The following is a 12,028-nucleotide window of genomic DNA, read 5'->3' as shown; positions in this document are numbered from 1 at the left end:
AGTGTGCCAATGCGAATGCGATCGCACTGGCTGCGCCGCCCGCGCCAGCAAGAAACACCTTCTTGTCGGCAGGGCGTATATCATTGAGGAGAAGACCATCCACGAATCCTTTTCCATCCAGAATGTCACCGACCAGTCGGCCACTTTCTTCCTTGCGAACGACGTTGACCGCGCCTGTCATCTGCGCCGCGACGGAGATTTCGTCGCATAGAAGTGCGGCCGCCTGCTTGTGGGGAACAGTAACGATGAGACCATCAAAATTATTGATCGTCTTCACTCCCTGAAAGAATATGCGAAGATTCTCTGGCGAAACATGCGCTGGAACCAGCACGCCATTGAATCCGCGCGCCCGGAAAGCGGCATTGATAGACTGGGGCGTTTTGACCTGCTCAATCGGGTCCGCCACGATTGCATACACGCGTGTGGTTCCGTCGATATACATTGCCTTCGGTTCCTGTTCTGCGAATTGAAAATTGCGCGTCGTTAACGCCCTTGCCGTACAGCACTTTCAGTATAGGGTTTGGTCGCTCATGAAAGGCAGAGTTTGCTCTGGACTGTGTCTGACGGAGAATCTCTTGCTCCGAGGTGAATCAATCGTCCCAGATTGTGCGACCGTGACTCAGGTTGTCAATGGCGCTTTTTAGGCGTCCTACATACTGACGCGGCACTCTGATAACGAGCAGAACGTCTTCTGTATGGCCGGCATGTTCGATCTCAGCGTCATGGATCGTGATCTCTTGGCGAACCGTTCCTTCGTGGGCGTAAGGCACTCGGCACCGTATCCGACTCCATTGAATTCGTTCAACCGGTGTGGTGCTTGCAAGCGCCTGGACCACTGCATCAGTGTACGCACGGACCAGGCCGCCCGCTCCCAGTTTTACGCCACCGTAATACCTCACCACGGTTGCCAACACCCCCTCAAGATTCTGGTGCCGGAGCACTTCCAGCATGGGCCTGCCTGCCGTGCCGGATGGTTCACCATCATCGACTGCGGCGGAGTCGCCTCCAGCCATCAGCGCCCAGCAGATGTGGGCAGCACTCGGATGTTCTGCCTTGAGCTCAGATATGACCTGGACCGCCTGCTTCCGGCTGTCGACGGGGCAGACCATTCCGATGAATCGACTCTTCTTGATGATGAGTTCACTACGCCCTGTTTCGGAAATGCTCATTGACATTGATGGTGGTTCCTGATGCTGATGTCTCAAGCGGTTGTCCGGTTGGCGAACAATCCTTGCGTCTCGCACTTGTTAGACGAGCGTTTGATGACGACATGCCTTGCATGGCGAGAATTATGGTGGACCCCGCTGCTCGGTGTGGCTGAATTCTGACAGTTCAGAGTAACGAATGATCGTTACCTCAGAAAACGATTGTGATTCGAGTTTCAGGCCCTATGCTACCAAGCGTGATCAAATGACTGATGCGGTGATGCACTCTGGTAGTGCGGGCATGTCGTGCGTACCTCACTTCAGGACATGAGTTTTGTGGCTGTGAAGCTATCGTGGAGATTATCTGACAGGCTGTTCGCACCAATCGGGCTAAACCAAACTAATCAAGTCAAACGCAATGAACGTAAAAAGTAGTGACTCATCAGAGGTTGCAACGAGCGGGAAGTTGCTCGCGCTTGTAATTGGAGCGCTTGGCGTTGTCTTTGGTGATATCGGAACCAGTCCGCTTTACGCTTTCGAGGTGGTGTTTGCCAACCCAACCCATCCGGTTGCACCCACTCCAGAGAATGTCCTTGGTGTTTTGTCGCTCTTTGTGTGGGCACTGATCCTGGTCGTCACGATCAAATATGTGATCTTCATCATGCGTTTTGATAACGAGGGCGAGGGAGGCATTGTGGCACTGATGACCTTGCTGGTGAACAAGGCAGTCCGTGGCGGACGTCTGCGGCGCTGGTTTGTACCACTCGGTCTGGTTGGTGCCGCGCTTTTTTACGGAGACGGTGTGATTACGCCAGCGATATCCGTGGTGTCTGCAGTCGAGGGGCTCGAGACGATCTCACCTGCGTTGTCCCTGTATGTGGTTCCGGTTTCACTCGTCATTCTGGTGGCCCTCTTTCTTGTCCAGAAACAGGGGACAGAGCGGCTTTCTCGAGCATTCGGTCCCATCATGCTGCTCTGGTTTCTGGTGCTGGCATTGCTTGGGATCTACTCGATTGCTCAGGATGCTCGCGTGCTCGCCGCCATCAATCCGCTGCATGCCTTGATCTTCATCCAAACGGATGCCGTGTTGAGCTTCTTTCTTCTGGGTGCGGTGGTGCTCTGTATGACAGGTGCCGAAGCCCTTTATGCGGACATGGGGCACTTTGGTGCCAAGCCTATTCAGAGGGCGTGGATCCTGATTGCATTTCCTGCGCTGGTTCTGAACTATCTCGGTCAGGGCGCGCTGGTCTTGCAGTCCCCGGAGAATATTCACAACCCGTTTTTCAGGATGGCACCTGACTGGGCTCTTCACGGGTTGATATTGCTTGCGACAGTCGCGACGGTGGTTGCGTCGCAGGCGGTCATTTCAGGCGTATTTTCGATGACGCAACAGCTGATCCAGTTGCGTGCAATTCCACGAATGACGGTCCTGCATACATCCTTGTCGAATGCTGGACAGATCTATATTCCTGCGACCAACTGGATCATGCTGGCACTCGTTGTCATGCTGGTATTGTACTTTCAGTCATCCAATGCGATGGGTGGCGCCTATGGCATTGCCGTCACGGGCACCATGGTGATCACCGATCTGTTTGCCATAGCGGTGGTGATCCGTGTGCGCAAATGGCATTGGTCACGGGCGATTCTGGGTGCACTGCCATTTCTGATGATCGATAGTTTGTTTTTTTCTGCGAACGCGTTCAAGATTCTTGACGGTGGCTGGTTTCCCGTATCGCTGTCGGTCGTCATCATGATGGTGATGATGATCTGGTCTCGTGGCGTCGAAAGAATCGTTGCGCACGAGAGTGCGAATAGTCTGCTGCTCAAGGACTTTGTCGGCGGCATCGAGGACATGAATCTCTTTCGCGGCAAAGGGACGGCGGTGTTTCTGACCAGTGACGAACATTACACGCCGCCGGCCATGATCCTGCTGGCCCAGCGAATGCATGCTTTGCCACAGAAGGTGATCTGTCTGACTGTTCATGTGGAGGAAGTGCCGTTTGTTGCAGCGTCTCGTCGGTTTGAACTGACGCCGGTCGACCATGGTCTTTACTCTCTGATTCTTCGATACGGCTATCGAGACTCGATCGAGATTCCGGCGGTCCTGTCACAGCTGTTTCCGGCCGATGATCCTGAGGAACGCTACGGCTATCTCATCAACCGCTGGTCCTTGGTCGCTCAGAAAGGAGATGGATGGAGTGTCTGGCGCAAGAACCTTTTCATCTTCATGTTTCGCAATGTACCTGCGCAGTGGCGACTGTTTCAGATGCCGCCCGCCAGAGTTGTCGAAATAGGTGAGAGACTGATCATCTAACGAAAGCGGCTGCCCGATCGATTCTAGAGGAGGCCGTCAGCTGCACGGTCTTCGTTTAAATAGATGGTGCTGCGACCGAACAGGTCACTGCCCCATCAAACTGATCTCGACTCAGGCTAGCTTGCTCACACGAACTGGCAGCCCCTGGCGTACGGCTGCGCCAGAGACCCAGTCAATCCAGATGTTGCCATCTGGTCCTCTGGTTGGATCCCGGAAACCAAGGTCGTTCAGGTTCACCCCGGCCGACAGCGCTGAGCTGGAGGCGGTCTGATTCCCGTCGATTTTGTGCGATCGTGCACCGAGTTCGCGGTGACCGTAGCCATGCTCAACGGCAATCGCTCCTTCTGCGATACCATCTCGCACAACGGCAACTCCCTCAATGCGGCTGCCAGGCGATGACACCTGTATACGATCCCCATTGCGAATACCGAGTCTGGCAGCATCGTTACGGTTGACAGACACCGGGTTGTGGGGGTGGACCTGGCGCAGGCGCTCTACGCCAATCGACATGGAACTCATGAGGTTGGATTTGTAGGACGTCATGAGCATTGGCCATGTGTCCGGGTCGAACTGGTCGCGCATGTTCTGACCGTCTGCCAGTCGGGTGGGGTACCAGGTTGGACAGCCGTTCAGTCGCTCGCCAGTCATCGAATGGCGCATGTTTGCGATCTCTTCGTTCCAGATTTGTAGCGCAGGTGTATGCGCCTTGCGAATGTGGTCACCCTTCCATGCTGATTCCAGCGAGTCAAATCGCCCACCACGAGTCATCAGCATTGCTACCTTTCGCCATTCCTCCGGTTTAAGGCTCGCTTGCATGCTATCGCGGAAACGGTCGACGCCCGTTACTTCCATGTCGTCGTCAGACGCATCCCCAACCACATCCCCACCGGCATACGCCATATTGGCCATGGCGCGCAGATAGAAGTCTTCCGGTGTGTTCAGATCGTGCAGTCCACCCTGATTGTCTGCGAGGGCTTGGTCGCCAAATCCAGGCATGCCCAGGCTGCGGGCAACGGCAATCAGGAACACTTCCAGCGAGATGGTCTGTCCATCGGCTGTTTTCTCAACGGCTGGCTCTACGGTTGGCCAGCGTACTGTCGAGGATTTGGCAATGACGTCAGCCCATGGGGCGGAAATGCCCCAGCTCTCGTAGGTCACTGTATCAGGGACAATGTAGTCGGCGAACGCGTTGGTTTCGTTGATGAACGGGTTTACCGACACAAAAAGCGGGAGCACTTTCGGGTCTTTCAACTTGTCGAGTGCCACGTTGCGAAATCCGGGAATGGCGTACACTGGATTGCTTATGTGGTTGAGCCAGATCTTGGCCTTGTAAGGGTAGCCAGCCAGACCAGATGCAATCATTTCGCTGCTCAACGCCCCCACAGCAGGATACCAGGGTGCTTTCGCCGGATAGGGTGATAGTCCTTGGGCTTGCTTGCGGCGGAACTCGCTGGTTTTCTCATAGGGGAAGCGGTGTCGGGAGAGGGCGACACCTTTGCCTGCTATACGACCCTCGAACTTCGCAAAGTTGTATCGAGGACCTGGTCCAAATGGTCCAAAGGGACCTGCATCCAGTACCAGGCCGCCCGCCACATTCAGGTTGCCCACCAGTGTGTTGAGCATGCCAATGGCATAGGCCGTATAAAAGCCTGAACCATTCATGCTGCCGCCGTGTGTGTCAGCCACCGCTTGCTTGCCGTAGCTCGTGAACTCACTTGCCAGAGCTTCTATATCCTTTTGTGGCACGCCACACAATACTGCGTACTCCTGCAGTGTCTTGCGCTGCGCGTGTTGGCGCAACATGGCAAGAGACGATGCAACCTTCACAGGTGTCTCTTTGCCATCAGGGTCACGCAAGATGAGCGTGTCTTCCACAAAAAGGGTGGCCGCGGTGGGATGCGTATGCGGCACCAGACTATTATCAGCCAGTTTCACAACATACACATCGGCTGCTTTTTCGTCGGCAGGTGCTGCCCAGCCCAAGTCGGTTCCACGGATAAATGTTCCGAAACGTGGGTGGTCAGGGTCTGCAACCAGCAGGTGGGTTGCATTGGTCCACGATGCTTCGCCAGCGGCTTGCATGGCAGCAGGGCCAGGCTGCGACAACGATTTGGCATCGTAGCGTTCGTTCTCAAGGATCCAGCGGATCATTCCCATGACCAGCGCCAGGTCCGTACCCGGCAACACAGGCTGCCAGCGGTTGCCCGAGCCTGATGCCAGGCTCGACGATGTCGGCAAAATGGGGGATACCACGACGTAGCGGAAGGTGTTCACCTTGCGTGAGCGGGCTTCGGCCAGTTCACGACCCTGGCGTTGGAACGGATTGCCAGATTGCGCCGGTGCGGCACCGATGAAAAGTCCAAAACGAGCGCGTTGCCAGTCTGGCTTGCCGTGCGGCAGGCCGCGCAGGTCTCCCAGCATGGCACCCATACCCACCCGGCGAGACTGGCCGCAGTATGAACCGTGATTGCTCCAGTTGACTGTTCCGAACGACTGCTCAGCAAACCGTCGCAGGATTCCGGTACGCCCCTCGTTGGCGGAATCGTTCACAACGAGCTGGTTGGCAATGGGACCGTACTCGGGGTTCTCTGGATCGATCAGGGTTTTATGGTCGTACAGGGCGCGAAATCCGTCAACATGGCCTTCCCCAAACAGATCGCCGCCTTCGCATACCTCGCGCACCAGTTGTTCAAAGGAGATCGTTTCCCACTGACCGGAACCGCGCGGTCCCACACGTTTGAGTGGCTGGGTTACCCGGTAAGGGCTTTTCTGTTGCTCGAGCATGGAAGAACCGCGTGCGCACGCAGTGGCCCGGCCTTCGTATCCTGCATCTCCCCCGAGCGTTGCATAAACCTCGCGTACAGGTTTTTCCATGGGGGCTGGGCGGGTGGTGGCCAACGGATGGTATGGGTTGCCAGCCGTTCGGATGATGCTGTTGGTGGTCGTGTCAACCCGTACACGCACCCCGCATTGCGTCCAGCAGCCCAGACAACTGGACGGACTGACGACCTGGCCAGGCTGGGTGCTGAGCAAGCCGCTGACAGGGTCGATGCGAAACTCAGGAGTGAGTGAATTCCCGCGTACCGCGTGAGCAGTCGGCCCACCGGCGGTGCCCGATATGAGTCCTTTTGCTGCTTTTGCCACGGTTTCCCCGTAGCCGGCAGCAAAGGCAGCCAGGCCGCCAGCAGCCACGCCTCCCCGCAGCATCAGCGAGCGACGTTCTGTGTCGACCGGAGATGAAGGGGATTTGCTCGAATCGTTGTTGGGGTCTTTACTGTTGCTCATGGATACGTCCGGTTATCTTGGTTCGTCAGCGCAGCGACACGGGCGCGCGAAGGATTTGATAGGCCATGCTCACCATGGCAATCAAGGCGATGCACAGGCCCAGCACACCGATCATTCCAAGCAGGCCATCGCTTCCCAGTGGCATGCTGTACAGGTAAAGGCCTGCACCGTACTTGGGTACACCCTGAACTGCCATGAACAGAATCCAGCGGAACGTCCATGCTGTTGCCAGCATGGCGCCGGCAATGAGTAGTGAGTAGCCAGGGGCGGTATGGCGTTGAGCTGGCGCGAACAACAAGAGCAGAATGATCAGGCCAGCGGCGGCGGATCCGAACATGCTGAAACGCCACACGTCGTAGGTCCTGAACAGCTCGAACGCAGCACCAAAGGACGAGTCGTATCCCGTCAGGCCGGATGCTACCCACAGGCCAGCACTGATGATCAGGGCGCCAACAGCCGAGAGGCTCAGTTTGCGTACAGTGTCCTGTGGCAGCGCTTTGAGGCCGCCCGGTAGCCAGCGTGCAACCAGCAGTAGTGCTCCGATGGAGGCTAGCCATCCCGTCAGTGCCAGGTTCACGGGCAGAAACGGTGTGCTCCACAAAGGGCGTGAGCGCACGGCCATGATCTCTGCACCGGTGTATACCAGTATGGAGGCAGCGGACATGGCCAGCAACACGCCTGTCACCTTAAGTAATGTCGTGCGCTGTAACCACCACGCAAGTACGAAGGCCAGAGAGAGGATAATAAAAACCGGTAACAGAACGGCGCCGATTGACATCCAGGACCACGGCGTGAAGTGCGCGTAAAAATGCCAGAAGCGTCCGGGCTGATGCAGGTCTGCCAGAAGTGACACTGGTGCAGATAACGCGCTGACAAGTAAAACAGCAATCAGAGCGGGTAGGAGAGCATTCATTCCCGAACCACGAGGTGCCAGCGCTGCAGCGGTGGCCATGATTGCTGTCGTTGCGCAAATACCGATTAGAAAGAAATACTGCACAGCCCAGGGGAGCCAGGCTGCCTCATAGGAGGGTGTGAGCAATTCAATGATCTGCATGATTCAGTTTCTCCCGCCCTTTCAGTGATCTGATACCAGCCGTACGCTTGCCTGACCGTCGATTCCGTCGACAAACGCGTCGGGCATACCGATGTAGTAGACGTGCGGGGCAGTGCCCATGCCAGGCTTCAGTACTTTGATGTCACCTTGGTTCTCGGAAATGGTTTGCGAGATCAGGCTCTGCGGATCGTTCAGGTCACCGATCAGGCGTGCGCCACCTACGCAACTTTCAACACAGGCAGGCAGCAGACCCACTTCCAGGCGATGCTCACAGAAGGTGCACTTGTCAGCAGTCTGTGTTTCGTGATTGATGAAACGGGCATCGTAGGGACAGGCCTGAACGCAGTAGCCACAACCCACGCATCGCTCGTTGTCTACCAGCACGATGCCGTCTTCACGCTGAAAAGTCGCTTGGACCGGGCAGACAGGAACACAAGGTGGGTTATCGCAATGGTTGCACAAACGCGGCAAGCTGACCATGGCCGGTGCGCTTTCATCAGGCATGTCAACCTCGTACTGCAAGACGGTGGTGCGAAACTGACCAATGGGTGGAAGATTCTCCATTGAGCAGCTGACAGTACATGCCTGACAGCCAATGCACTTGCGTAAATCGACAAGCATGCCGAAACGCTTGCCGGGCATACCTGGCCGCCTGGGCGGCTGAGTACTGGCGTTGGCCGGATGAATAGGAATGACTGTGGCGCTTGCCGTCAGGCCAAGCAATCCCTTCAGGAAACCACGCTTGCCTTGCTGAGGGACGCGGCGCAGCTCTTTGTTTTGCATCATGTCGATTCTTTGAATTGGAATCCGCTGGTGTGAAGGCGAATTGTCGTCGTGGATTTGTCTTAATAACTGTTAGATATAACGTTATGCCAAAAAGGGTAAACCCTGATTGAGATATATCAAGTTGCCGTCAGTTTGGCAGGAGGCACGACAGGGTCCGCTCGTTCTGATGAGCCGCATAGTGGTGCTCAGGTGACGTCGGCTGATTTCGGCAAGGGGGCATCCAGTCAGGGAAAATCCGCTGTTATCTCGGCAGGTCTTCAATTGGCTGCGGCTTGGCTTGTGTGTATTTTGCCGGGCAAATGGCGAACGGCAAACGGCCTGGTCTGTGTGTCGAATCACAGACCATCAGATGCAAGTTGTCGTTGACGGGATAGCTTGTCCGTTGAATCAGACTGTTCTGGGTCTGAGGGCAGCTCGATATGCTCTCGATATGCTGCCTCTGGGCTTGTGCTGGCTCAAGAACCAATGAGAGGGCAATGAGGCCGTGCTGAGTGGGTTGTTGGTAAGGCGTGGCGACCACGACTGGTGGGGGGCGTTCAGGACGCGCGACGGTAAACGACTTCTCATTCGTCGCAGGTGATGGTCGTCTCGCGGCGGTCATGGTGTGCTGCTTACAAAGTGCTTACATGAACTGACGGCGTGAAACTGATCCGACAACAACCTGAACTCAAGAACTTGGCCTGAGAAACTTGAATTTCAAAACAAAAAGCCCGACTGCAAGAGCCGGGCCAAGTGTTTGATTTGGTGGGTCGGGTGGGACTCGAACCCACGACCAACGGATTAAAAGTCCGCTGCTCTACCGACTGAGCTACCGACCCATCAAGCCATAAATTATCACCCGTTTTTTTTCTCATGTCAAATCGCTCTGACGACTGAACCGGCCGAATCGTCTTGTGACTATTGACAGGCGGGTGAGAAATTTTGGAAACCGAATTATGACATTAGTTGGGATTGTTTGCTTGCAGACAAGTTTGGTCAGGTAATCATTTTATTTTGCAAGCTGCAAGTAACTGAAAAATTATATTTTTTTTGAGATCAATCAAGTCATATCGATACTACTGAGCCTGAGTAGCAAGGATTAGTTAGTTTTTTAGTTGCAAAAACAAATGAGAATTCGTATCATTCGCATCACTATTTACAAAATCTTGCATTTTCCTTACGATCTCACTAATTCAAATTCGATAACCATGAACATTTCAGGAATAAAAATACGGGGAGCTGGATTCAGTCTGGCCGCATTGCCGCTCGCTTTGTCTGCTGCGGGTGTCATGGCGCAAGGGGTCACGGTTCAGCAGGAGAGTGCTCAGGGTGCATCAGCGGCGCAGGCGTTTGACGCGATTACAGTGATGGGCGAATCATCGAGCCAGGAAACCCCGTGGGCAACTCAGACTGGCCGCTCGGAGCTTGATTCGCTCCAGATACTGAACTGGTCTCAGTTCGGCTCTCGCGCCGAGCCAGGTGTTAACTACAACACCACCACGAAAAGCATCAACATCCGGGGACTGGAGGGAACGCGAGTTCTCACGCGTATCGATGGAATTCGTCAGTCTTATCTGACTGATGTTCGTGGTGATCAGGGTGGAGTGGCCGGTGGACTGAATACGCTGGATTTCAACTCGTTGAATCAGATAGATGTCATCCGGGGTTCGGATTCTAGTTCGGTTGGCTCTGGTGCTCTTGGTGGTGTCGTTGACGTGCGCACCCTGAATCCAGGTGATCTGCTGCGCGATGGCAAGCCTTTTGGTGCGCTGCTCAAGACTGGCTATTACTCGGTGGACAACAGCTGGCTGCTCAATGGTGCGTTCGCGGCTCGCAATGACAAGGGGTTCAGCTGGTTGCTGCAGGCTGGTGTTCAGCAAGGCCACGAGACCATCAATCAAGGCAATGTCGGTGGCTACGGAACAAGTCGTACGGAGCCCAACCCCGACAACTACGTTCAACAGAACTATCTGTTGAAGTTGCAGCAGGCAATTGACGGTGGGCATAAACTTGGTCTGACGGCAAGCTACTTCAACCGTAATGACGACATCACGGACCTGACAGCCAATCCCGCCACATACTTTCCCGGCCAGAGCTACCTGACAGAGGAAACCACGCGCCAGAGTATTGCACTGGACTATGCCTGGGCGGCAGCCGATTCAAGCGCCATCATCGACACATTTGCGGCGCAGGCCTACTGGCAGGATGTCAAACTGTCGAGTGATCTGAATGCCAACCGCAGAACGACTCCTCAGGGTCCGTACTTTCGGGGTAATTCGATCGAAGAGACGACCTATGGCCTGAGTCTTGACATGACCAAGTCGATTAGCGGTTCGGTGAGCCAGTTTTGGGAGGGAGGAGCCGAGCTCTATACGACACGCCTGACACAGTATGTTGGTGGTCGGGACTCATGCCCGCCAGTAGTGCGTCCTTTCTCGTCATGCTACTTCTTTCACATCAATCAGTCTGATATTCCAAATACTGACGGAAATCAATACGGACTCTGGCTACAGAACACTATCGGGTTTGCAGATGACACTTTTCTTGTAACCCCCGCCATACGCTACGACGACTACAGTTTTTCGCCGGACAACTCTGGTAGCTTCTCGTCCAACCCGAACGCAACAAACCTGCCCAACTCAAGTGGGCAGGCATGGTCGCCCAAGCTGATGGTTACGTGGAAGCCAATCAAGGACCTCAGTGTCTATGCGCAGTACGCCACAGGCTTTAATGCTCCCACTGCCACACAACTCTACAGCCGCTTTGGATCACCCGGAACCTACCTGGTGCAGGGAAATCCCAACCTTGACCCGGAAAAGAGCCGTGGCTGGGAGTTTGGTGCGAAGTATGACAATCAGGCTGTCAAAGGATCGCTGACCTATTTCGATAATACCTACACAAATTTCATCGAATCTGTCACGGGTCCGGGGACTCGCCAGTATCCGTTTTTCATCCAGAGCTATGAAAACCTTGCGGATGTCCGTATTTATGGTGTCGAAGCTCGGGGTGAGTGGAATTTTCACAGCAACTGGAGCGTATTCGGATCGCTGGCATGGACGGTTGGAAAGGACCGGGCAACAGATACTTACCTGAACTCGGTTGCACCGCTGACCGCAATTTTTGGTGTTGCCTACTCCGCACAGGAGTGGGGGGCAAGGGCACAAGTTACTGCGGCCGCAGAGCGCAGCAATGTCGCCTATCCGAACGCAACGGCAACCCACCCCAATCCTGACTTCAAGGCACCCGGTTATGGCCTCGTGGACCTGACCGCATACTGGAGACCATCTGAAGTCAAAGGATTGACTGTGCAGGCGGGTGTGTTCAACCTGTTTGACAAGACGTACTGGAATGCACTTGACGTGCCCACAGCCGGTGTCAATCCGATCGCTCGCCCTCTGGATGCCTACACACAACCGGGCCGCAACTTCGCAGTTTCATTCACATACCAATACTGAACTTGAATTT

At 55.1% G+C, this 12,028-nt stretch carries 6 protein-coding genes, 1 tRNA gene and 1 pseudogene; 2 read left to right on the top strand and 6 right to left on the bottom strand.

Annotated features, from left to right (window positions below; genetic code table 11):
- Positions 1 to 217: 217 nt before the first annotated feature.
- Together DBV39_RS20720 and DBV39_RS11425 are read right to left on the bottom strand one after the other, a co-directional pair.
- Positions 218 to 442: pseudogene (locus DBV39_RS20720) on the bottom strand (shikimate dehydrogenase); the annotation flags it as partial.
- Between the two features lie 148 nt (positions 443 to 590).
- Positions 591 to 1,175, bottom strand: a complete 585-nt coding sequence (locus DBV39_RS11425; protein ID WP_108621629.1) for an IMPACT family protein — start codon at positions 1,173 to 1,175, stop codon at positions 591 to 593.
- Between the two features lie 388 nt (positions 1,176 to 1,563).
- On the opposite strand from DBV39_RS11425, the gene DBV39_RS11420 reads away from it, so the two are divergent.
- The gene (locus tag DBV39_RS11420; RefSeq protein ID WP_108621628.1) at positions 1,564 to 3,459 is read left to right on the top strand and encodes a potassium transporter Kup; all 1,896 of its coding nucleotides are present in this window, start codon (positions 1,564 to 1,566) and stop codon (positions 3,457 to 3,459) included.
- Between the two features lie 111 nt (positions 3,460 to 3,570).
- Here the strand turns inward: DBV39_RS11420 and DBV39_RS11415 are convergent, their stop codons facing one another.
- The 4 genes from DBV39_RS11415 to DBV39_RS11395 form a co-directional block, all read right to left on the bottom strand.
- Positions 3,571 to 6,744: a tetrathionate reductase subunit A gene (locus DBV39_RS11415; RefSeq protein WP_108621627.1), complete on the bottom strand. Its 3,174-nt coding sequence runs from the start codon at positions 6,742 to 6,744 to the stop codon at positions 3,571 to 3,573.
- Positions 6,745 to 6,769: 25 nt separating this feature from the next.
- Complete coding sequence (nrfD, locus tag DBV39_RS11410) at positions 6,770 to 7,798, bottom strand: NrfD/PsrC family molybdoenzyme membrane anchor subunit (protein WP_108621626.1); 1,029 nt, start codon at positions 7,796 to 7,798, stop codon at positions 6,770 to 6,772.
- A 21-nt stretch (positions 7,799 to 7,819) separates the two neighbouring features.
- Positions 7,820 to 8,584 (bottom strand): sulfate reduction electron transfer complex DsrMKJOP subunit DsrO, encoded by a 765-nt coding sequence (gene dsrO, locus DBV39_RS11405; RefSeq protein ID WP_108621625.1) that lies wholly within the window; start codon positions 8,582 to 8,584, stop codon positions 7,820 to 7,822.
- Positions 8,585 to 9,326: 742 nt separating this feature from the next.
- Positions 9,327 to 9,402 (bottom strand) — tRNA-Lys (locus DBV39_RS11395).
- A 369-nt stretch (positions 9,403 to 9,771) separates the two neighbouring features.
- On the opposite strand from DBV39_RS11395, the gene DBV39_RS11390 reads away from it, so the two are divergent.
- A complete protein-coding gene (locus DBV39_RS11390) occupies positions 9,772 to 12,018 on the top strand; it encodes a TonB-dependent hemoglobin/transferrin/lactoferrin family receptor (RefSeq protein WP_159078914.1) in 2,247 nt (748 codons plus the stop codon).
- The last annotated feature ends 10 nt before the right edge of the window (positions 12,019 to 12,028 follow it).

The organism is Orrella marina, from assembly GCF_003058465.1.
Lineage (GTDB): Bacteria > Pseudomonadota > Gammaproteobacteria > Burkholderiales > Burkholderiaceae_B > Algicoccus > Algicoccus marinus.
This window is presented reverse-complemented; position numbering and strand designations above follow the sequence as displayed.